A 20223-nucleotide genomic window follows, 5' to 3' on the forward strand; every position below is an offset into this window, starting at 1 on the left:
GTCAGGCCCAGACCTGCTGCGGCTCGGCGCGCCGCTCGGCCAGCGACGGAGCCGGGTCGTAGTCGCGGACGATCTCGTAGCGGGTGTTCCGCTCGACCGGGCGGAAGCCGGCGTCCCAGATCAGGTGCAGCAGGTCGTCCCGGTGCATGGTGTTCGGCGTGCCGTACGCGTCGGCGTCATGGGTGATCTTGTATTCCACGACGGAGCCGTCCAGGTCGTCCACCCCGAAGTTGAGGGAGAGCTGGGCCACCGAGAGACCGTGCATCACCCAGAAGCACTTCACGTGCGGCACGTTGTCGAAGAGCAGTCGGGAGACGGCGAAGGTCTTCAGCGACTCGGCCGGCGAGGCCATCGTGGTTCGGGCCTGGATCCGGTTACGGATCTTGCCGTCCGCCGAGTCGACGAAGTCGTGCTGGTAGCGCAGCGGGATGAAGACCTGGAAGCCGCCCGTCTCGTCCTGCAGCTCACGCAGCCGCAGCACGTGGTCGACCCGGTGCCGGGGCTCCTCGATGTGGCCGTAGAGCATTGTCGACGGGGTCTTCATGCCCTTCGAGTGGGCCAGCCGGTGGATCCGGGACCAGTCCTCCCAGTGGCAGGCGTGGTCGACGATGTGCTGCCGGACCTCCCAGTCGAAGATCTCCGCACCGCCACCGGTCAGCGACTCCAAGCCGGCGTCCATCAGCTCGTCGAGGATTTCGTCGGCGCTCAGGCCGCTGATCTTCTCGAACCACTGCACCTCGGTCGCGGTGAACGCCTTGAGGTTGACCTTCGGCAGCGCCGCCTTCAGCTCGCGCAGCACCTTCGGGTAGTAGCGCCACGGCAGCGTCGGGTGCAGGCCGTTGACGATGTGCAGCTCGGTGAGCTGCTCGTCCTCCATCTCCTTGGCCTTGCGGACCGCCTCGTCGATGCGCATCGTGTAGGCGTCCTTCTCGCCCGGCTTGCGCTGGAACGAGCAGTACGCGCACGAGGCGGAGCAGACGTTGGTCAGGTTGAGGTGCCGGTTGACGTTGAACATCACCCGGTCGCCGTTCAGCTCGGTGCGCTTGTGGTGGGCCAGCCGCCCGAGCCAGGCGAGGTCGTCGCACTCGTAGAGGGCGATCCCGTCCTCGCGGGTCAACCGCTCTCCCGCGTAGACCTTCGCTTCGAGCTCGCGCTTCAGTCCGGCGTCCATCGAAAGCCACGTCCCTTCCACCTGCGGTCCCGGTCGAGCGTACGTCGCTCGACCGATCGGCCGGCCACCCGGTCAACCGCAGCGACCGATTTCACCGGTCCGCCGTTCGGCCGTCACCCTCCGCGCATCGACATACCTGGGCCGGTGAGGTAAGACAGGGTGGGGCGGAACACACACCGGGTGCCGTCCTGGTCCACCGCGCTCACCCGGCGCGGGACACACCAGACCGGACGGGGAGCGGAATGGTCGACAGCAGGCAGGGCAGACGACAACGACGCGGACGTCCGGTGATCTCCCCGGTGCTGCGTCCGGCGCTCTGGTCCGCCCTGCTCGGCGCGGTGGCGGCCGCGGCGCTCGCCACCCCGGCCTGGGCCGACCCCCTGCCCGACACGATTCCCGACACCGGCTCCCGGCCCGCTGCCGTCGGTGGCCTGCGGTTCCCCGGCACGCCTGGCGGGCTGCCCGGCCAGGCGCCGGGCGGGCTCGGCGTCACCCCCGGGGCCACCAACCCGGCCGACGGCCCACTCATCGCCCAGATCAATCAGGTCGACGCAAAGGTCGCCCAGCTCGGCGACGACCTGCTCCAGGTCAAGGCCGACCGCGAGGCGGCGAAGTCCCGGCTCGACATCGCCGACGCCGCGCTCAAGCAGGCCGAGGAGGCGCTCACCCGGGCCCAGGAGAATGCCCGGAACACCGCCGCCAGCGCGGTCAAGGCCGCCGCCGCCCTGCCTCCCGGGCAGTTCGGCGCCGACCTGCGCGACCTCAGCGCCCTCCAGCGCATCACCCGAGGCGACAAGGCCGAAGGGGCCACCACCTCGACCGACGGCGAGGTCGCCCGGGCCACCGCCGCCGAGAGGGCCGCCCGAGAGGCGCAAACCGCGGCCAAGCAGGAGTTCGACGGCAAGGCCGCCGACTACACCCGGGTCGAGGCGGACCTGCGCCAGCAGGAAGCCGTTCTGCTCAAGCTGCGCAAGGACAACGCCGCGCGGCTGCTCGAGATCGAGAAGCGCGAGGACGCCGCCGAGCAGCAGATCGGCAACCCGTACGTCATCAACCAGAGCGTCAGCGGGCTGGTCGCCGACCCGAGGGCGCTGGACGCCGTGCGGTACGCCCTCGCCCAGCTCGGCGACCCCTACCTCTGGGCGGCGGAGGGGCCGGACCGCTTCGACTGCTCCGGGCTGGTCCTCGCCTCGTACCGGGCGGCCGGCTACTACGGCCTGCCCCGGGTCTCCCGCGACCAGTACAAGGCGACCCGCCTGCGCACCGTGGACCCGAACGCGCTGCTCCCGGGTGACCTGCTCTTCTTCGCCTCGGGCAGCAGCTGGACGAGCATCCACCACGTCGCGATGTACATCGGCAACGGCAAGATGGTCGAGGCGCCGCGGACCGGGGACGTGGTCAAGATCTCGGTGGTCCGCTGGACCCGGCTCTACGCCGCCACCAGGGTGATCGGCGCGGTCCCCGCCCCGGCCACCACACCGCCGGCCCCGACCCCGACAACCGCGCCCCCGACGACCACGCCGCCGACGCCGACGCCGACGCCGACACCCACCCGGACGGCCAGCCCGAAGCCGACCCGTACGCCCACACAGCCGCCGCCCACCACGTCGAGCCCCAGCCCGTCGACCTCGCCGAGCACCTCGCCCCCACCGTCGCCGACGCCCAGCCGGTCCGACTCGCCGAGCCCCTCACCGAGCGAGACGAGCCCCGAGCCGGACGCGACGGCCGGCGCCGCCGACCCGTCGAACAGCGCGGCCGACACCACCTCGTCAAGTCCGAGCACCGGTAGCTGACCCAACCGTCCACTCCGACTGTGCGGTCGGGCCGGAATGTGGCACGGTGAGATTCAGGCACTCCTGGCCGACGCCACGGTCCGGGGCCGAGCATGGGCGCGGAGGGCGAGCATGGGCGAGCATGAGGTTCCGGCGGAGACGGTCCACCCCGGATCCGCGCCCGAGCTGACCGGGCGGCCAGCCGGACCGGCCGTCGACGATCGCCCGGCCGCGTCCGCCCCGGCGATCGTCGCCCGGGCCCGGGTCAGCCTCCCCGATGCCGCCGTACCACCGCCGGCCGGCCGCGCGGCCAGCCCCGACCAGGCGGTCGGTGCATCGGTCGGGGTGGTGTCCTCCGCCGGGTCGGCGCCGGTGAGCCCGCCGCGGGTTTCCGGATCCGCCCGGGTGCCGTCGGCCGCCACCCTCGAGAACCCGTCGCCGGCTCCGGCGCTGCCCGCACCGAGGGCCGACGCGGGGCAGGCCCGGGCCAGCGCCTCCGTACCCGGCCTGAGCCGGGTGTCGCCGGACGAGGTCGCCTCGTCGGCCGCGGCGAAGCCCGGCGGGGCCAAGGTCTACCGCGTCGGGCCGGTCAACCCGGAGCCACCCGAGCCCGCGCAGCCGCCGGAGCCCGCGCAGCCCCCGCCGCCGCCCACGCCGGAACCCGAGCCGGCGCCGACGCCCGTACCGGGCCCGACCCCGCCGTCTCCGGCACCGCCCGTGCCGGAGCCGGAACCCCCGTTCCGGCCGACGCCACCGTTGCCCGCGCCACCGCCCGGGCCGACCCCGCCGGGGCCGGTCCCGCCGGTACCCGGCCCGCCAGTGCCGCCGCCCGGGCCGCCGGTGCCCGCGCCACCGCCGCCCCCCGGCCCCATGCCGGCTCCCCCGTTCCCTCCTCCGCCCGCCACGACCAGCCCGACGGGCGGGCCGGTTTCGGCGGCCAGGGCCGTCGCCCCGGGCCCGCCCTACCAGGGCGGCCCCGACCTGGCCGGTACGACGTACGGGGGCACCGACGGGCCCGGCTTCACCACGGTCTCGTTCCCGCAGAGCAACCCGCTGGAGAACTCCGGCTCGCTGACCGGGCACATCCTGGCCCAGGGCTGGACCGAGGACGCCCCGGCCGCCAGGTCCAGCAACACCAAGGTGCTGATCGTGCTGGCCGCCTCGCTGGGCCTGCTGATCGCGATCGGCCTGCTGGTGGTGTTCCTGGCGAACAACGCCCTGAGCGGGCTGACCGGCAGCATGCTGAGCAAATGACGGGGGTGGGCCCGCCCACTACGGCGTCGCGGCCAGGTGGCGACCGCGCCGCGCCGCCGTACACTTGTGGAGATCACTGACCCGGCGCGCCGGTTGCGCGCCCATGGGCGATCTTGCGGGCGATTCGGCGGCGTTCAGCGTTGCGGCGGGCCATCGCGAAGATGCGCCCCGCTCGAAAGGCATTTCTTGACCACCTTCGCTGCCCCCGGCACGTTCCTGTCCGCCGACCAGACCCCGACGCCGGAGGCTCCCCCGGCCACCGAAACCCCCGACTTCGCCGCGCTGGGCCTGCCCCGGCGACTGGTCGACGCGCTCGCCCGGCAGGGCATCACCACCCCGTTCGAGATCCAGCGGGCCACGCTGCCGGACGCCCTGGCCGGCCACGACGTCCTGGGCCGGGGCCAGACCGGCTCCGGCAAGACGCTCGCGTTCGGCCTGCCGGTGATCGCCCGGCTCGCCGAGCGCAACCGGGCCCGCCCGCTGCACCCGCGCGCCCTGGTCCTCGTGCCCACCCGCGAGCTGGCCATGCAGGTCAACGACGCGCTGATGCCGCTCGGCAAGGCCGTCGGCATCTTCCTCAAGACCGCCGTCGGCGGCGTCCCGTACGACCGGCAGATCGACGCGCTGCGCCGGGGCGTGGAGATCGTCGTGGCCACCCCGGGGCGGCTCGGCGACCTCATCGAGCGTGGCGTGTGCAGGCTGGACGACGTCGAGATCACCGTGCTCGACGAGGCCGACCAGATGGCCGACATGGGCTTCCTGCCCGAGGTCACCGAACTGCTGGCGAAGACGCCGGCGGACGCCCAGCGGCTGCTCTTCTCGGCCACTCTGGACAACGACGTGGACACGCTGGTCACGCGGTTCATGACCGACCCGGTCACCCACTCCACCGCGCCGGCGACCGCCGCCGTGTCCACCATGGACCACCACCTGCTGCTGATCCCGCCGCACGACAAGTTCGCCGTCGCGGCGTCCATCGCGGCCCGCGACGGGCGCACGATGCTCTTCGCGCGTACGCAGCTCGGCGTCGACCGGCTGGTCGAGCAGCTCGCCGCCGTGGGCGTGCGCGCGGGCGGCCTGCACGGCGGCAAGACCCAGCGGATGCGTACCCGGACCCTGGCCGAGTTCCGCGAGGGCCGGATGAACGTGCTGGTCGCCACCGACGTGGCGGCGCGGGGCATCCACGTCGACGGCGTGTCGCTGGTGCTGCACGTCGACCCGCCGAAGGACCCGAAGGACTACCTGCACCGGGCTGGGCGTACCGCCCGGGCAGGCGAGTCGGGCGCGGTGGCGACGCTGGTGCTGCCGAAGCAGCGCCGGACGACCCTCGCCATGTTGGAGAAGGCGGGCGTCGAGCCGGCCCAGACCCGGGTCCGGGCGGGCGACGCGGCGCTGGCCGAGCTGACCGGCGCCCGCGAGCCCAGCGGCGTACCGGTCCGCGACGAGCCCGAGCCGCGCCGGCACGGCGACCGTCCGTCCGGCCCGCGCCGCTTCGGCGACCGGGAGCGCGGATCGTTCGATCGGGGCGGGCGCGGCGAGCGCCGGTTCGGCGACCGCGCCCCCTTCGACCGCGACGAACGGCGCTCCGGCCGCCCCTTCGGGGAGCGCCGCGAGCGTGTCGGTGACCGGGGTGACGAGCGACGGTTCGGGGACCGGCCGAGCGGTGGCCGGGGCTTCGGTGACCGCGACGCGCGCGGTTTCGGCGACCGCGGCGAGCACCGGTACGGGGACCGCCCGCAGAGCGAGCGGCGCTTCGGCGACCGGGACGGCCGCGGCGATCGACAGTTCGGCGACCGGGACGCCCGGGGCGACCGGCGCTTCGGCGACCGGGACGGCCGCAGCGACCGGCAGTTCGGCGACCGGGACGCCCGGGGCGACCGGCGCTACGGCGACCGGGACGCCCGGAGCGACCGGCAGTTCGGCGACCGGGACGGCCGCGGTGACCGGCAGTTCGGCGAGCGGGACGGCCGCGGTGACCGGCGCTTCGGCGACCGGGACGCCCGGAGCGACCGGCAGTTCGGCGACCGGGACGGCCGCGGCGACCGACAGTTCGGCGACCGGGACGCCCGGGGCGACCGGCAGTTCGGCGAGCGGGACGGCCGGGGCGACCGGCGCTTCGGCGACCGGGGCGGCGACTTCCGGTCGACGGACCGCCGCGGCGGGTTCCGGCCGGACGGACGCGGTCGGGACGACCGGCCGCGCGACGACCGCCGGAGCTTCGGTGGCCGTCCGCCGGCGCGTACGCACTGACCGGCCGGACGCTACGGGACAAACCTGACGGACGCCGTCGTCGAGCAACTCGACGGCGGCGTTTCCGCATCCGGTGCCGGTGACCGTCGGGTGGCGTAACCTCCGCTTCATGCCGACCATGCCGAAGTCGCTCTTCTGGTCCAGAACCGACACCGCCGGGTCAGAGCACGTCGTCTTCGACGACCACCGCCCGGGTCTCTCCGCGCGGGGCGTGGTGCTGGCCGTGGACCCCGTCCCGTACACCTGCCGCTACCAGCTGACGGTCGGTGCGGACGGGTCCACCGACCGGCTGGAGACCGAGGTCGAGGGGGCCGGCTGGGCGCGGAGCGTACGCCTGGAACGCGCCGGGCACGGGTGGCGGGTGCGCACCGGCGAGGAGGGTGACCTGGACGCGACGTTGCGGGCGGCCGGGCACCCGCCGGCCGGGCTGCCGGGCACCGACGAGCCGGACCGGCTGGCCGACGCGCTCGACGTCGACCTGAGCGGCTCACCGCTCTTCAACACCCTTCCGGTACGCCGGCTCGGGCTGGGCCGGGCGCCAACGGACCACGCCCGGCGGATCACCGTGGCGTGGGTGCTGCTGCCCAGCCTGGCCGTGGTCCCCGCCGAGCAGGTCTACACCTCGCTCGGGCCGGGTCAGGTGCGCTTCACCAGCGACACCTTCACCGCCGACCTGGACCTGGACGCCGACGGCTTCGTCGTGCGCTACCCGGGCCTGGCCGAGCGGATCGACCCGCGCTGATTCCGTGCCGTGCGCCCTCTCCTTCCGGGGTGAGCAGGGCTCCCTTCGCTACCGGCGGCGTTGGCAGGGGCCCTTCAGGCCGGCCAGGCGCCGGTGGTGAGGAAACGGTCGATGGTGGCGAGGTGGGGGGCGAGGTCGATGCCCTGGGCGGCCACCCACTCGTCGGAGTAGTAGGTGTCGGCGTAGCGGTCACCCGCGTCGCAGATCAGGGTGACCACCGACCCGGTCCGTCCGGCGGCGAGCAGCTCCGCGATCAGCCCGAACGCCCCCCACAGGTTCGTGCCGGTGGAGCCGCCCACCCGGCGGCCGAGCACCCCCGAGCCGGCCCGCATGGCGGCCAGCGACGCGGCGTCCGGCACCTGGACCATCCGGTCCACCACCGAGGGCAGGAAGGACGCCTCGACGGTGGGCCGGCCGATCCCCTCGATCCGCGAGCCGCGGTTCGTCCGCACCGACCAGTCGCCGGCCTGCCAGGCCGGGTAGAACGCGGAGTTGTCCGGGTCGACCACGCAGAGCTTGGTGGGGAGCCGTCGGTAGCGCGCGTACCGCCCGATGGTGGCGCTGGTGCCACCGGTTCCGGCGCCCACCACGATCCACGCCGGCACCGGATGCCGCTCCAGTGCGAGCTGCGCGTAGATCGACTCGGCGATGTTGTTGTTGCCCCGCCAGTCGGTCGCCCGCTCGGCGTAGGTGAACTGGTCCATGAAGTGCCCACCGGAGTCCTCGGCGAGCCAGCGCGCCTCGATCACCACCTTGGCCGGATCCTCGACCAGGTGGCAGCGCCCGCCCTGGAACTCGATCTGGGCGATCTTCTCCGGCGAGGTGGCGGCGGGCATCACCGCGATGAACGGCAGCCCCAGCATCCGGGCGAAGTACGCCTCGGAGACCGCGGTCGAGCCGGACGACGCCTCGATGATCGTGGTCTCCGGGCCGATCCAGCCGTTGCAGAGCCCGTACAGGAACAGCGAGCGGGCCAGCCGGTGCTTGAGCGACCCGGTGGGGTGCACCGACTCGTCCTTGAGATAGAGGTCGATCCCCCACTCCCTGGGAAGCGGGAAGGGCAGCAGGTGGGTGTCGGCGGAGCGGTTGGCGTCCGCCTCGACCGTGGCGATCGCCTCGGTCACCCAGGTCCGGCTGGCCTCGTCACACCGGTCGAGATGAGTCACGCCGGCAACGTTACAAGCGAGGTCAGCTCGCGTCCGGGCGGGTCCGGCGGGCCTGCCGGCGTTGGCCGGCCCGGCCGACGGCCCGGATCACCGGGGTGGCGGCCAGGGCCAGCCGGGGGAAGGTGTCGAGGAGCCGGACCTGAGCGCCCCGCCAGCGCGGCAGGCTGACCACCGGGCGCGGGCGTCGGGCCAACCGCACCGCCCGGGCGGCCACCCGGTCTGGCGTGAGCATCGGCCCGGTGAAGGAGGCCAGCGCCCCAGGGTCGGCGAGCTTGTCGTGCAGCATCGGCGTCCAGATCCCGTCCGGGCAGAGGCATGACACGTGTACGCCGCGGACACCGGCCATCCGCAGGTCGGCCAGGGTGCCGAGGCTGAACGCGAGCAGGGCGTGCTTGCTGGCGGCATAGACGGTCTCGCCGGGGGCGGCGATCAGCCCGGCCAGAGAGACGACGTTGAGCACGTGCCCGTGTCCCTGCCGACGCATGACCGCCAAGGCGGCCAAGGTTCCGGTCATCGCGCCGAGTGCGTTCACCTCGACCAGTCCCCGTCGGGTCGCCGCGTCGTGTGTCCAGGACGGGCCGGTGGCCAGCAGCCCGGCGTTGTTCACCCAGAGCGCGAGCCCGCCGGTCGCCGCGCCGGCCGTCGCGGCGACCTCGGCGCAGGCGGCCTCGTCCCGGACGTCGAGCCGGCGGGACCAGCCGCCGAGCGGTGCTGCGGCGGCAGCCACCGCGTCAGCGTCCAGGTCGGTGAGCAGGACCGGCCATCCGTCGGCGTGCAGCGCGGCAGCGATCGCACGGCCGAGACCGCCGGCCGCGCCGGTCACCACGGCCGCACCGACGGCTTCACCGGCCTTCCCGGCCAGGGCGGTTCCGGTCGCTGGCGGCGTCATCGGCGCACCGTATCGTCGCGCGCGCGGCGGCACCAGCGCCGCTACGGCCACGACGCGGAAGACGCGGCGAATCATCTACGCCATCAAGTTTGTAGCGGACGAACAGGCACCTCTGGCCGGGGCGACCAGATCAGGACGCGGACGGTTCGATCGGCTGGGGGCGGTTCTCCCACTTGGTCGACAGGGCGATCCCGGTACGGGTGGAAGCCACCCCCGGCGTCCGGTTCAGCCGGACGATCAGCCGCTCCAACTCGGCGATGGTGCCGACCCGCGCCTTGAGCAGGAAGGACTCGACCCCGGCCATGAAGTAGCAGGACTCGATCTCGGGCATCTGCCGGAACGCCTCGAGCACGCCGTCGGTGTCGGCGGTGGAGTCTTCCACGATGCCGATCAGCGCGGTGACCCTGAGCCCGATCGACTCCGGCTCCACCTCGGCCCGGTACGCCCGGATGACCCCGCTCGACTCCAGCTTCCCGACCCGCTCGTGCACCGCCGGGGCGGAAAGGCCGACCTGGCGGGCCAGTTCGGCGTACGACAGGCGGGCGTTGCCGCGCAGCAGCTCAACGAGGCTCAGGTCGATCGCGTCCACGGAGTGTCACCCTATCCGTTCGGGCGTAACGCCCGTCGGTCGGCAACAGTTGAACATGACGTCATGTAGCGGTTCACAAACCAACGGTCAGGGGACATCTCGGCCAGTACCATTTACTAACTTCTCACTTCCGTGCTTTTTTCGCGTTTGGCGGACAGGCCAGGTCGCTGGTGCTGTAATTGCCATACGTCCCTCATGACGGCTCTGGGCTCGCACCGGCCGGGGGCAGTGTGTTCAGCCGGGGGCTTCGTCGATGCGAGGAGGGGGCTGTGGACACTGGAGATCGCCTGCTGACACCGGGTGAGGTCGCCGCGCTGTTTCGGGTTGACCCGAAGACCGTGACGAGATGGGCAGCGGCCGGCCGGATAGGCAGCATCCGGACTCCAGGCGGGCATCGCCGGTTTCGGGAATCCGAGGTGCGGGCCCTGCTTGAGGGGGAGGGCATGCTGGAGGAGGCCGAGGACATGGGCAAGTCGCGCAACATGGGCCCGACCGCCTCGACCGGCCCCGGACCGGCGAACGCCGGCATGTACTGAGTCGGTGCCGATCGGCACGCGGGCCGGCCCTCAGGTCCGGTCCGCGTCCCGTCGGGCCGCCGCCAGCTCACCCGACCACCTGCGGAAGAGCGTGTGCGGCACCCCGAGCGCATCCAGCACCTTGCCGGCCACGAAGTCGACCAACTGCTGGGCGGAGGCCGCCGCGCCGGCACCGTAGAAGCCGGGGCTGGCCGGCAGCACGACGGCACCGGCGTCGTGCAACGCGATGAGGTGCTCCAGGTGGCTGCGGGTCACCGGGGTCTCCCGCGGCACCACCACCACCGGGCGCCGCTCCTTGAGATTCACCTCCGCCGCGCGCTGCAACAGGTCCTTGGAGAGCCCGATCGCGATGCCGGCGCACGCCGCCGTGCTCGCCGGGACGACGGCCATGCCGCGTACCCGGTAGGAACCGCTGCTCGGCCCGGCGGCCAGGTCGCCCGCGGGCCAACACCGCACGTCCGCGCCGGTGAGGTCGCGGCCCAGCCAGGCGGCCAGGTCGTCGGCCCAGTGCGCGTCCCGGAAGGGACGGCCGGTCTCGTCGAGGATGGTCAACCGGGCGGCCCGGGAGACGATCAGATCAACCGCCGCACCGGCATCGAGCAGGCCCCGGATGACGGCAGCGGGGTACGGCGTGCCGGAGGCTCCGGAGACGCCCACCACCCATGGTTCGCGCATACCGTCAAGCGTGCCTGGTCGGCCGGACGGTCGAGCCGTGACCCCCTCGACACCGGTCCGGACCGTCCCGCTTGTGCCATGACCGCCACCGTTGTTCGCCGGGGCGGCGGCCGTCCTGGCGACCTGCCATGCTTCCGACAGCGATCCAGTTCCATCGAAGGGATCGGTGATGACGGAGGCGGTGCTCCGGTCGCTGCAGTCCGAGTGCCCGATCGTGCCCCGTCTCTCGCCGTACGCCGACGGGGTCCAGGGCTGGCTGGTCGACCAGCTCGACCGTCTCGGCCTGCCGCTGGACGCCGCCGCCCGGGAGCGGCTGGCTCGGGCCGGCTTCGCCCGGTATGCCGGCCGGCTCTTCCCGGACGCCACCGAGCCCGACCTGCGCGTGCTGGCCGCGCTGTTCACCTGGTTCTTCCTGGTGGACGACGCCTGCGACGGGCTGGGCCGCCCGGACCCGGCGCGGATCCGGGCGCTGCGCGACGGCACGCTCACCCTGCTCCGAGATGGTCCCCGCGCCCGCCATCCCGGCTTCGCCGGTCCACTACGCCGGCTGCTGGTGCAGGCGTGGCGGGAGCCCCGGCGACGGATGCCGGCCAGCTGGCGGCTCCGCTTCGCCGAGGCCGTCGCCCATCACCTCGACGGCGCCTGGCGGGAGGCGGTCGCGAAGGCCGCCGGCCGGCCGCCCGGGGTCGACGAGTACGTCGAGCTGCGCCGGGCCACCTCGGCGGCGTACGTGTCGTACCCCCTGATCGAGTTCGCGATCGGCCGGCCGCTGCCCGACGCGGTGCCTGGGCATCCCCCGCTGCGCCGGCTCGCCGACCTCGCCAACGACCTGCTCTCCTGGTTCAACGACATCGCCTCGCTGGACCGGGACCGGGCCACCGCCGGGGGCCACAACCTGGTGCTGGCGGTGGCCGCCGAGCGGGGCGTGCCGGTGGCGACCGCGGTGGATCTGGTCGCCACGCGCTGGCGCACGGAGATGGCCCGGTTCGTGGCGCTGCGCGCCGCCGTGCCGTCCTTCGGGCCGGCGCTGGACGAGTCGGTCACCGCCCATCTCGACGGGGTGGCCAACGCGGTCCGGGGCACGGTCGACTGGACGCTGGAGAGCGCCCGCTACCCGGCCGGCGCCGATCGTTGACCCGCCGCTCAGGGCCGCAGGTCGAGGCGGACCACCAGATCGAGCAGGGCGAAAACGAACAGCACGATGCCGACGAAGCCGTTGGCGGTGAAGAACGCCCGGTTGACCTTGCTCAGGTCGGTCGGGCTGACGACCAGGTGCTGGTAGCCGAAGGCGAGCGCGGTGAACGCCAGCCCGATCCACCAGAGCCAGCCGAAGCCGACCAGCGCGCCGAACCAGATGAACAGCACGAAGGTCACCACGTGCGCGACGGTGGAGGCGTGCAGCGCGAAGCGCAGGCCGTAGCGCGCCGGGACGCTGTGCACGCCGATCCTCCGGTCCACGTCGGCGTCCTGGCAGGCATAGATCAGGTCGAAGCCGCCGATCCACAGGCCCACAGCGGCGCCGAGGAGCCACGCCGGCCAGGAGCCGGCGAGGGTGCCGGTGACCGCCAGCCACGCCCCGACCGGCCCGACCGCCTGGGCGATCGCCAGGACGGCGTGCGGCCAGTTGGTGAACCGCTTGCCGTAGGGGTAGACGACCAGCGGGACCACGGCGAGCGGCGCGAGCGCCAGGCAGAGCGGGTTGAGCCGGGCGGCGGCGGCGAGGAAGACCACCAGCGCGACCGCCGCGCCGGTCCAGGCGGTCCGCACGCTCACCGCCCCGGTCACCAGCTCCCGATTGGCGGTACGCGGGTTCCGCGCGTCGATCCGCCGGTCGAGGATCCGGTTGGCGGCCATGGCGAACGTCCGCGCCCCGACCATCGCCACGGTGATCAGCAGCAGATCGAGCCAGCGCACGTGCCCGCCCTCGACCCGCATCGCGGTCAGCGCCGACAGGTACGCGAACGGCAGCGCGAAGACCGAGTGCTCGATCGCGACCAGCTTGAGGAAGGACTTGACCCGTCCCGGGCGTTCCACCGGGGCCTCGGCGACCGTGGCCATCAGATCCCGTACTCCTTCCAGCGCTTGTCGACCAGCGAGGCCACCTCGGGCGACATCGACATCTCCTCCGGCCAGCCCCGGGTGTAGCCCTCGGCGGGCAGCTTGCGGGTCGCGTCGATGCCCGCCTTGCCGCCCCAGAACTGCTGGTACGAAGAGTGGTCGAGGTGGTCCACCGGGCCCTCGGTGACGAGCAGGTCGCGGGCGTAGTCGACGTTACCGAAGGCGCGGAAGGCGACCTCGGCGTAGTCGTGCACGTCGCAGTCCTCGTCGACGATCACGATCAGCTTGGTCAGCGACATCAGGTGCGCGCCCCAGATCGCGTTCATCACCTTCTGCGCGTGCTTCGGGTAGCGCTTGCGGATCGACACGATCGCGCAGTTGTGGAAGACCCCGGCGGCCGGCAGGTCGTAGTCGACGATGTCCGGGATCATCAGTTTGAGCAGCGGCTGGAAGATGCGCTCGGTGGCCTTGCCGAGGCCGTGGTCCTCCTGGGGCGGCTTGGAGGTGACGATCGAGTGGTAGACCGGGTGGCGCTGCATGGTCATCGTCTCGACGTGCAGCACCGGGAACGGCTCGACCGGGGTGTAGAAGCCGGTGTGGTCTCCGAACGGCCCCTCGGGCAGCCGCTCGCCGGGCTCCAGGTAGCCCTCCAGCACCACCTGGGCGTGTGCCGGCACCTGCAGCGGCACGGTCAGGCAGTCGACCATCTCCACCCGCTCGCCGCGCAGGAAGCCGGCGAACAGGTACTCGTCGATGTCGCTGGGCAGCGGCGCGGTGGCGGCGTACGAGACGACCGGGTCGCAGCCGATCGCGATCGCGACCGGGAGCCGCTGGCCGAGCCGCTCGGCGACCGCGTGGTGCGCGGTGGAGTCCTTGTGGATCTGCCAGTGCATGCCCAGCGTGTTCCGGCTGTGCTGCTGCAGGCGGTAGAGGCCCAGGTTGCGCTTGCCGGTCTCCGGGTGCTTGGTGTGGGTCAGCCCGAAGTTGTGGAAGATGCCGCCGTCACCGGGCCAGACCTGGAGGCCGGGCAGCCGGTTCAGGTCGACGTCGTCGCCCCGGTAGACCACCTGCTGGCAGGGCGCGGTCTTGACCTTGCGCGGCGGCACCGACTTGAGCTGCATGACCTTGCCCAGGCCCTCGCGGATGCCCGACCAGCCGACCGGCAGCTCCGGCTTGATCAGCCCACCGATCCGCTCACCGATCTCGTCCAGCGAGTCGACGCCGAGCGCCATCGCCATCCGCTTCTCGGTGCCGAACAGGTTGATCGCCACCGGCATCTCGCCCCGGGTCGGCCGCTCGAAGAGCAGTGCCGGCCCGCCGGCCCGGACGGTCCGGGTGACCACCTCGCTGATCTCCAGCGTGGGGTCGACCGGGACACTCACCCGCCGCAGCTCGCCCGCGCGCTCCAGCGCCGCGAGAAACTCCTTGAGATCGGTGTACGGAAACCCACGAGCCGCCATGCCGCCATCCTCCCGCACCCCCACCCGCCCCGCCCACGCCGGGTGGTGTGACGTGACAGGAAGTGCCGCCTCTCAACCCCTCCGGCTGAGCAGGACCCCCTCTTGACACCGAGCGGCACCGGCATGGGCGACGGTCGGCGGGGTAGTCGAGCGGCCGGACCAGGGCGGAGGGCGACATGGGCGACGGACGGATGCCAGCGGGATTCACCGAGCAGCGGGCCCGGGTCGGCGACGTGACGTGGAACTACGTGCGGGGCGGCCGGGGGCCCACCGTGGTGCTGCTCCATGGCTACCCGCAGTGCTGGCGGATGTGGCGGCACCTGCTGCCGGAGCTGGCGGAGTCGTACGAGGTGGTCGCCCCCGACCTGCGCGGCTTCGGGGACAGCGACGCCCCACCCGGCGGGTACGACAAGAAGACCGTCGCCGCCGAGCTGCACGGGCTGCTCACCGGGCTCGGCCTGGCCGGGGACATCCGACTGGTCGGCCACGACCTGGGCACCATGGTCGCGTACGCCTACGCCGCTGCCCAGCCCGGCTCGGTCGCCCGGCTGGTGCTCACCGAGGCGCCGATCCCCGACGAGAGCATCTACACCATCCCGGCGCTGACCGCCGCCGGCCCGGCGGTGTGGAACTTCGGCTTCTTCACCGTCCCCAACGGCCTGCCGGAGCAGCTCGTCGCCGGCAGGGAGGCGCTCTGGGTAGACCGCTTCAGCGACTCGATCATGGTCAACAAGGGCAGCATCGGCCCCGACGACATCGAGGAGTACGCACGGCACCTACGCGACGAGGCGCACCTGCGAGCCAGCTTCGGCTACTTCCGGGCGTTCGGACAGGACGTCGAGGACAACGCGGCGTACCGGTCGAACCGGCTGCCCATGCCGGTGCTCGCCGTCGGCGCCCAGGCCAGCCTCGGCCCGCAGGTCGCCGACCAGGTACGCCGGTACGCCGACACGGTCACCGGCGAGGTGGTCGAGGACTGTGGTCACTGGCTGTTCGAGGAGCGCCCGGCGGAGCTGGCCGCCCTGCTGCTGCCGTTCCTCCGCGGGTGACCCGCCGGCGAGGCCCGCACCGGTCAGGCGGCCGGCTCCCAGGCGTACGCGGCCAGCGGCGTGTCGAGCGGGGCGGCGGTGAGCCGGTTGGCGAAGGTGGAGATGGTGTACACCCCGACACCGAGCACCACGTCCAACGCGTGCCGGGGCTGCCAGCCGGCAGCGAGGAAGGCGTCCAGTTCGCCGTCCGGGACCGCGCCCCGGTGATCGAGCACGGCCAGGGTGAACTGGCGCAGCGCCTCCAGTCGCGCATCGAGCAGCTCCGTACCGGCCCGCAGGGCACCGATCAGCTCCGGGGCGGCGCCCTGGCGGGTGAGCGTGGCGGTGTGCATGGCCACGCAGAGGTGGCACTCGTTGCGGGTGGCAACGGTGAACACCACCACCTCGCGGGCGACCGGGTCGAGGTCGCTGGCCTCGAAGACGGCGTTGGCGGTGAGGAAGCCCTTGAGCAGCTCCGGGGACTCGGCCATCAGGGCGACGGCGGTGGGGAGATGGCCGAGATTGCGGTGGACGCCCGCCATGGTGGCGCGGGCGGCGGCGGGCGCGCTGTCGAGGGTGTGTGTGGTGAAGATGGGTCGGGACATGCCGAGCCCTCCCGGGTACGATAGTCAACGTGGTTGACCAAATAGTAAACGTGGTTGTCGAACATGGCAACGCCTGACCGCCCCGGCTTCGTGCTCCCCCTGCTTCTGCTCGCCGGCTTCCGTACGCTCATCGACGACCTGCACGCCGAGCTGGCCCACCAGGGGCATCCCGAGCTACGCCCGGTGCACGGTTTCGTCCTCCAGGCGGTCGGCGTGGCCGGCACCACCGCGGGCGAGCTGGGCCAGCGCCTCGGCGTGTCCAAGCAGGCGGCGGGCAAGACCGTCGACCGGCTGGTGGCGGTCGGCTACCTGGAGCGCGCCGACGACCCCACCGACGCCCGGCGCAAGCTGATCCGGCTGACCGAGCGCGGGCTGGACGGGCTGCGCCGCTCCGCCGTCGTGTTCGACCAGCTCCGGGACCGCTGGGTGGCGACGCTCGGCGCCGACCGCGTCGCGGAGCTGGAGGACGACCTGAGCACGATCGCCCAGCCGAACTTCTTCCGCCTCGATGTCCCCGGCTGGTTCGGCGGCTGAACACCGCTCCGGTCCCGGCGTGAACCGAAAACCCCACTCACGGAGAGACAGGGTGTCAGATCGTTCATGGACGGGAGGTTCCCGGTGAGTCATCAACCCCAGCGCACCACGCCGCCGTGTTAGTGGTGGCGCCCAGCCAAGGCGTCAGCGACGCCACGGCCATCGCGGCGTCCCAACGGGACGCTGAACAGTTCGGCCTGCTCTACGACCGGTACGCCGCCCAGCTCTACCGGTACGCGTACCGGCGGGTCGGGTCGGAACTCGCCGAGGACGTCGTCGCCGACACGTTCCTCGCCGCGTTCCGCCGTCGCAGCTCGTACGATCTGGCGCGCACCGACGCCCGCCCCTGGTTCTTCGGCATCCTGACCAGAGAGATCGCCCGGCACCGGCGGGCCGAGGAGGCCCGGTGGCGGGCGCTCGAACGAACGGCTGCCGACGACGTCGCGGAAGGCTTCGCTGACCGGGTCGCCGCATCGGTCACCGCCCGATCCACCCGGCGTCCGCTGACCGAGGCGCTGCGGCGCCTCAACCCCGGCGACCGGGACGTGCTGCTCCTCGTCGCGTGGGGCGACCTCAGCTACGAAGAGGTCGCCGAGACCCTCCAGCTCAAACTCGGCACGGTGCGTTCCCGGCTGCACCGCGCCCGCCGCAAACTGCGTGCCGCGCTCGGCGACAGCAACCCGACCGACACCACCGAGGTGAACCAATGACCGACCTGAATGCACTGGACGAGCTGGGCCGCACCCTCGACCCGCCTTCCGCCACCCCGCCCGGTCGCCTCCGGCACCGGGTGCTCACCGAGGCCAGCCGGCCGGCGCGTGGCCGGCGATGGCTCACCGCCCCCCGGTTCGGCTGGCGGGTGGCGGCGGTCGGCAGTCTCGCCGCCGTGGTGACCGTCGGCGTTCTGGCCACCCAGGTGGTCTCCTTCGGAGAGCACGCTCCGGCGTCGAGCGCCTCCGCCGCCGAGCGGATCCTCGCTGGTGCGGCCGACCAGGCAAGGCGTCAACCGGCCCTGCCCGTCCGCAGCGACCAGTTCATCTACGTCGAGTCACGCGACCTCGTGATGAACTTCACCGAGGGTGGCTCGGGACGGGCGACCATCACGCCGGTCGAGCGAAGGATATGGCTCTCCGCCGACGGCACCCGGGACGGGCTGCTGCGGGAGCGTCCGGCCTCCGGTCGCCCGCATGAGTCGGTCCTGGCCGGCTGTCAGGACGGCAAGTTCACCCAGCCGAATGACGGCAGAACAGCGGAGGGCTCGTGCACGCCCACCCCGGCCCACCACGCCGACCTGCCCACCAACGCCGACGGCATGCTGCGCTACCTGTACCGCCGTGCCGACGGGAGGAAGAGCCCTGGAAACGGGAACCCCCGGGACCAGGAGGCCTTCACCATCGCCGGCGACCTGATCCGGGAGGCGTACGTGCCGCCGGCGTCGCTGGCCGCCGTCTTCGAGGCGGTTGCGCGAATCCCCGGCGTGCGGGTGGTCGGCGACGTCACCGACGAGGCCGGGCGGGCCGGAATCGCGCTCGCCCGGGACGAGGTGCAGGGCATCCGGGCCGAGCTCATCTTCGATCGGAAGACGTACGCGTTCCTGGGCGAGCACGAGGTGCTGACCCGGGAGGCGTACGGCGTGCCGGCCGGACAGTCGATCTACTCAACGGCGGTGCTCAAGGTCGCGGTGGTCGACCGCGCCGGACAGCTCCCCTGACGGAGGCCGCGCCACCGCCGGGCGGGAAGGTGCCGCCCGACGGCCCGGCCGCTCCGGCCGTGTCTGTCAGTCCGAGTAGAGCCGGGCCGCGTCGACGAGGACGACGTCGGGCCGGTCCGCGGCCGCTCGCCGCAGGTCGTCGGTGAATCCTTCCCCGCTCGCCAGCAGCAGGCGGGTGCGGGTGGCGTCAATCCCGGGGCGGCGGACGAGCAACTCCCGCACGTGCCGCAACCGCTCCAGATCCGCCTGGCCCAGCCGTCGCCCCCACTCCACCTCGCCGATCGCGAGCAGCGGGCGCGGCCCGTCACCGAGCGGCGGCTCCCCGAGCGCGACCAGATCCAGCTCGTGACTGGTTCGGGTGGCCGGGTCCGTCAGGATCGCGGCACTGGCCTCCGCGACGACACCGTCGAAGACATCGAGATCGGCGAAGCGGATTGCCCACTGCCGGACGATCTCCTCGAACCGGGGACGGATGACGGCGCTGGTGTAGCGACGTTTCGATCGACGCCAGACGTCCCCGCCACGGCGCTGTTCCAGCGCGGTCCAGGCGGGGCGCATGACGGCCTGGTAGAAGGTGATGAGCGGTTCGGTGATCCGGTAACTGCTGCGTCCGCTCCGGAGCGGATCCGGTTCCCGCACCAGCAGGCCGGCGTCCTCCAGCACCGTCAGTGGATGTTGCAGGTCATTCGACTTGCGTCCGATGTAACCGGCGATCCCGCCACGACTGGCGTTGCCTTCCGCAACCGCCGACAGCACGGAGTGGTAGAGGGCGGCGTCCCGCAGATCGGGATCCTCGGCAAGCAGGTAACGCGCCTCCCGGAACAACGGCCGCGCCGGATTGAGGACAGCCCGCACGACCCAGCTGTCGAAGTCGTCCAGGCCCTCCGGCGCATCGTCCTGGACGTATTCGCGCCGGTAGGCCGGCGTCCCACCCACGATGGAGAAGACCTTCACCGCCAGCAACGGGTCCTCGATGCCCCAGAAAGCCGCAGCGGCCCGATAGTCCAGCGGCTGCACCGACAACTCCAGGCCGGCCCGTCCCCGAAGCGGGGCGGAACCGGCGAGCAGGCCGCCCATGAAAGACAGGGCCGATCCGCAGAGCAGTAGGCGGGTACGGGACTGCGTGCGTTCCGGCCGCCCGGGCGTGAGCGCGTGCTGAATGATCGACGGGAGGTCTCTGGCGGCGCGCACGAGATACGGGAACTCGTCGATGACCACGGTCACCGAGCGCTCCCGTCCCAGGGCGAGCAGCGCATCCACCGCCGAGCCCCAGTCGGCCAGCTGAACCGGCCCTGGCGCGCCCGTATAGGCGCCGAGCGCCTCGCCGAGCCGCCGGAGGGATTCCGCCGCCGTCGCCTCGGTGGCGCCGAAGTAGAAGCCGGAGCTGGCCCGGGCCAGCTCATAGAGCAGCAATGTCTTGCCCTGGCGGCGTCGCCCACTGACCACCCCGAGGGTTGCGCCCGAGCGCTCGTCGGCAGCGAAGCGAGTCAACTCGGCCCATTCGACGTCCCGGTCGAAGATCCCCGTGGGCTTCGGCAGTTGAGTCACCTGGCGTCACCGCATTTCGCAGAGGTGCATTTCTTAGAAGTGTAGTCCTACATTTTGCACGTGGGGCGACCCGATGGATGCTGAACTGCACGCCCAGTTCGCGCTGCGGGCCGACCGCCTCGACCTGGCCGACCTGCCCGAGGTGGCGTACCAGATCACCCTGCGCGTCGACGACGTGTTGACCACCCGCCGGCCCGCCCGCTGATGAGACGACGCGACCGCCGGGAGCAGCAGC

20 protein-coding genes are annotated in these 20223 nt (G+C 72.7%); 11 read left to right on the forward strand and 9 right to left on the reverse strand.

Annotated features, from left to right (window positions below; all coding sequences use genetic code 11):
• Position 1 precedes the first annotated feature (1 nt).
• Positions 2 to 1171, reverse strand: coding sequence for an aminofutalosine synthase MqnE (mqnE, locus tag ACNAVT_RS09740; protein ID WP_416294862.1), 1170 nt, complete (start codon positions 1169 to 1171; stop codon positions 2 to 4).
• Positions 1172 to 1413: 242 nt separating this feature from the next.
• Here mqnE and ACNAVT_RS09745 point away from each other — a divergent pair, with 242 nt between their 5' ends.
• The 4 genes from ACNAVT_RS09745 to ACNAVT_RS09760 all read left to right on the forward strand — a co-directional run bounded on the left by ACNAVT_RS09745 (position 1414) and on the right by ACNAVT_RS09760 (position 7189).
• Positions 1414 to 2964: an NlpC/P60 family protein gene (locus tag ACNAVT_RS09745; RefSeq protein WP_416294863.1), complete on the forward strand. Its 1551-nt coding sequence runs from the start codon at positions 1414 to 1416 to the stop codon at positions 2962 to 2964.
• Between the two features lie 111 nt (positions 2965 to 3075).
• Positions 3076 to 4197 carry a hypothetical protein gene (locus ACNAVT_RS09750; protein ID WP_416294865.1) on the forward strand — a complete coding sequence of 374 codons (1122 nt, stop codon included), beginning with the start codon at positions 3076 to 3078 and terminating at the stop codon, positions 4195 to 4197.
• Positions 4198 to 4383: 186 nt separating this feature from the next.
• Positions 4384 to 6447 carry a DEAD/DEAH box helicase gene (locus tag ACNAVT_RS09755; RefSeq protein ID WP_416294867.1) on the forward strand — a complete coding sequence of 688 codons (2064 nt, stop codon included), beginning with the start codon at positions 4384 to 4386 and terminating at the stop codon, positions 6445 to 6447.
• A gap of 118 nt (positions 6448 to 6565) precedes the next feature.
• Positions 6566 to 7189 carry a putative glycolipid-binding domain-containing protein gene (locus ACNAVT_RS09760; RefSeq protein WP_416295192.1) on the forward strand — a complete coding sequence of 208 codons (624 nt, stop codon included), beginning with the start codon at positions 6566 to 6568 and terminating at the stop codon, positions 7187 to 7189.
• A 74-nt stretch (positions 7190 to 7263) separates the two neighbouring features.
• On the opposite strand, the gene ACNAVT_RS09765 is transcribed toward ACNAVT_RS09760, so the two are convergent.
• The 3 genes from ACNAVT_RS09765 to ACNAVT_RS09775 all read right to left on the reverse strand — a co-directional run bounded on the left by ACNAVT_RS09765 (position 7264) and on the right by ACNAVT_RS09775 (position 9833).
• Positions 7264 to 8355 carry a PLP-dependent cysteine synthase family protein gene (locus ACNAVT_RS09765; RefSeq protein ID WP_416294869.1) on the reverse strand — a complete coding sequence of 364 codons (1092 nt, stop codon included), beginning with the start codon at positions 8353 to 8355 and terminating at the stop codon, positions 7264 to 7266.
• A 22-nt stretch (positions 8356 to 8377) separates the two neighbouring features.
• Positions 8378 to 9244, reverse strand: a complete 867-nt coding sequence (locus ACNAVT_RS09770; protein ID WP_416294870.1) for an SDR family NAD(P)-dependent oxidoreductase — start codon at positions 9242 to 9244, stop codon at positions 8378 to 8380.
• A gap of 130 nt (positions 9245 to 9374) precedes the next feature.
• Positions 9375 to 9833, reverse strand: a complete 459-nt coding sequence (locus ACNAVT_RS09775) for an Lrp/AsnC family transcriptional regulator (RefSeq protein ID WP_416294871.1) — start codon at positions 9831 to 9833, stop codon at positions 9375 to 9377.
• Between the two features lie 269 nt (positions 9834 to 10102).
• Here ACNAVT_RS09775 and ACNAVT_RS09780 point away from each other — a divergent pair, with 269 nt between their 5' ends.
• Positions 10103 to 10369, forward strand: coding sequence for a BldC family transcriptional regulator (locus tag ACNAVT_RS09780; protein ID WP_387142215.1), 267 nt, complete (start codon positions 10103 to 10105; stop codon positions 10367 to 10369).
• Positions 10370 to 10399: 30 nt separating this feature from the next.
• Here ACNAVT_RS09780 and ACNAVT_RS09785 read toward each other — a convergent pair whose 3' ends face one another.
• The gene (locus tag ACNAVT_RS09785) at positions 10400 to 11044 is read right to left on the reverse strand and encodes a UbiX family flavin prenyltransferase (RefSeq protein WP_416294873.1); all 645 of its coding nucleotides are present in this window, start codon (positions 11042 to 11044) and stop codon (positions 10400 to 10402) included.
• A gap of 169 nt (positions 11045 to 11213) precedes the next feature.
• Between ACNAVT_RS09785 and ACNAVT_RS09790 the strand changes: the two genes are divergently transcribed.
• Positions 11214 to 12179: a terpene synthase family protein gene (locus ACNAVT_RS09790; protein WP_416294875.1), complete on the forward strand. Its 966-nt coding sequence runs from the start codon at positions 11214 to 11216 to the stop codon at positions 12177 to 12179.
• Between the two features lie 8 nt (positions 12180 to 12187).
• Here the strand turns inward: ACNAVT_RS09790 and mqnP are convergent, their stop codons facing one another.
• Together mqnP and ACNAVT_RS09800 are read right to left on the reverse strand one after the other, a co-directional pair.
• Positions 12188 to 13102, reverse strand: a complete 915-nt coding sequence (mqnP, locus tag ACNAVT_RS09795; RefSeq protein WP_416294877.1) for a menaquinone biosynthesis prenyltransferase MqnP — start codon at positions 13100 to 13102, stop codon at positions 12188 to 12190.
• On the reverse strand, positions 13102 to 14562 hold the full coding sequence (locus tag ACNAVT_RS09800; RefSeq protein WP_416294879.1) for a menaquinone biosynthesis decarboxylase: 1461 nt from the start codon (positions 14560 to 14562) through the stop codon (positions 13102 to 13104). Before ACNAVT_RS09800 ends, mqnP begins: the two co-directional genes overlap by 1 nt.
• A 176-nt stretch (positions 14563 to 14738) precedes the next feature.
• On the opposite strand from ACNAVT_RS09800, the gene ACNAVT_RS09805 reads away from it, so the two are divergent.
• On the forward strand, positions 14739 to 15611 hold the full coding sequence (locus ACNAVT_RS09805; protein WP_416294880.1) for an alpha/beta fold hydrolase: 873 nt from the start codon (positions 14739 to 14741) through the stop codon (positions 15609 to 15611).
• A gap of 23 nt (positions 15612 to 15634) precedes the next feature.
• Here ACNAVT_RS09805 and ACNAVT_RS09810 read toward each other — a convergent pair whose 3' ends face one another.
• Positions 15635 to 16195 carry a carboxymuconolactone decarboxylase family protein gene (locus ACNAVT_RS09810; protein ID WP_416294882.1) on the reverse strand — a complete coding sequence of 187 codons (561 nt, stop codon included), beginning with the start codon at positions 16193 to 16195 and terminating at the stop codon, positions 15635 to 15637.
• A 63-nt stretch (positions 16196 to 16258) separates the two neighbouring features.
• Between ACNAVT_RS09810 and ACNAVT_RS09815 the strand changes: the two genes are divergently transcribed.
• The 3 genes from ACNAVT_RS09815 (at position 16259) to ACNAVT_RS09825 (ending at position 18440) form a co-directional block, all read left to right on the forward strand.
• Positions 16259 to 16729: a MarR family winged helix-turn-helix transcriptional regulator gene (locus ACNAVT_RS09815; RefSeq protein WP_416294884.1), complete on the forward strand. Its 471-nt coding sequence runs from the start codon at positions 16259 to 16261 to the stop codon at positions 16727 to 16729.
• A gap of 116 nt (positions 16730 to 16845) precedes the next feature.
• Complete coding sequence (locus ACNAVT_RS09820; protein ID WP_416294887.1) at positions 16846 to 17439, forward strand: RNA polymerase sigma factor; 594 nt, start codon at positions 16846 to 16848, stop codon at positions 17437 to 17439.
• Positions 17436 to 18440 carry a CU044_5270 family protein gene (locus ACNAVT_RS09825; protein WP_416294888.1) on the forward strand — a complete coding sequence of 335 codons (1005 nt, stop codon included), beginning with the start codon at positions 17436 to 17438 and terminating at the stop codon, positions 18438 to 18440. Before ACNAVT_RS09820 ends, ACNAVT_RS09825 begins: the two co-directional genes overlap by 4 nt.
• Positions 18441 to 18506: 66 nt before the next feature.
• Here the strand turns inward: ACNAVT_RS09825 and ACNAVT_RS09830 are convergent, their stop codons facing one another.
• The gene (locus tag ACNAVT_RS09830) at positions 18507 to 19988 is read right to left on the reverse strand and encodes an AAA family ATPase (RefSeq protein WP_416294890.1); all 1482 of its coding nucleotides are present in this window, start codon (positions 19986 to 19988) and stop codon (positions 18507 to 18509) included.
• A gap of 73 nt (positions 19989 to 20061) precedes the next feature.
• Between ACNAVT_RS09830 and ACNAVT_RS09835 the strand changes: the two genes are divergently transcribed.
• Positions 20062 to 20193 (forward strand): hypothetical protein, encoded by a 132-nt coding sequence (locus tag ACNAVT_RS09835; RefSeq protein ID WP_416294891.1) that lies wholly within the window; start codon positions 20062 to 20064, stop codon positions 20191 to 20193.
• The last annotated feature ends 30 nt before the right edge of the window (positions 20194 to 20223 follow it).

The organism is Micromonospora sp. SL4-19 (genome assembly GCF_047921475.1).
Lineage (GTDB): Bacteria > Actinomycetota > Actinomycetes > Mycobacteriales > Micromonosporaceae > Micromonospora.

Bases quoted from the DNA above. Each gene is read 5' to 3' on its own strand.
- mqnE (WP_416294862.1), bottom strand. From the start codon at position 1,171: ATGGACGCCGGACTGAAGCGCGAGCTCGAAGCGAAGGTCTACGCGGGA.
- ACNAVT_RS09745 (WP_416294863.1), top strand. From the start codon at position 1,414: ATGGTCGACAGCAGGCAGGGCAGACGACAACGACGCGGACGTCCGGTG.
- ACNAVT_RS09750 (WP_416294865.1), top strand. From the start codon at position 3,076: ATGGGCGAGCATGAGGTTCCGGCGGAGACGGTCCACCCCGGATCCGCG.
- ACNAVT_RS09760 (WP_416295192.1), top strand. From the start codon at position 6,566: ATGCCGAAGTCGCTCTTCTGGTCCAGAACCGACACCGCCGGGTCAGAG.
- ACNAVT_RS09770 (WP_416294870.1), bottom strand. From the start codon at position 9,244: ATGACGCCGCCAGCGACCGGAACCGCCCTGGCCGGGAAGGCCGGTGAA.
- ACNAVT_RS09785 (WP_416294873.1), bottom strand. From the start codon at position 11,044: ATGCGCGAACCATGGGTGGTGGGCGTCTCCGGAGCCTCCGGCACGCCG.
- ACNAVT_RS09790 (WP_416294875.1), top strand. From the start codon at position 11,214: ATGACGGAGGCGGTGCTCCGGTCGCTGCAGTCCGAGTGCCCGATCGTG.
- mqnP (WP_416294877.1), bottom strand. From the start codon at position 13,102: ATGGCCACGGTCGCCGAGGCCCCGGTGGAACGCCCGGGACGGGTCAAG.
- ACNAVT_RS09800 (WP_416294879.1), bottom strand. From the start codon at position 14,562: ATGGCGGCTCGTGGGTTTCCGTACACCGATCTCAAGGAGTTTCTCGCG.
- ACNAVT_RS09805 (WP_416294880.1), top strand. From the start codon at position 14,739: ATGGGCGACGGACGGATGCCAGCGGGATTCACCGAGCAGCGGGCCCGG.
- ACNAVT_RS09810 (WP_416294882.1), bottom strand. From the start codon at position 16,195: ATGTCCCGACCCATCTTCACCACACACACCCTCGACAGCGCGCCCGCC.
- ACNAVT_RS09815 (WP_416294884.1), top strand. From the start codon at position 16,259: ATGGCAACGCCTGACCGCCCCGGCTTCGTGCTCCCCCTGCTTCTGCTC.
- ACNAVT_RS09825 (WP_416294888.1), top strand. From the start codon at position 17,436: ATGACCGACCTGAATGCACTGGACGAGCTGGGCCGCACCCTCGACCCG.
- ACNAVT_RS09835 (WP_416294891.1), top strand. From the start codon at position 20,062: ATGGATGCTGAACTGCACGCCCAGTTCGCGCTGCGGGCCGACCGCCTC.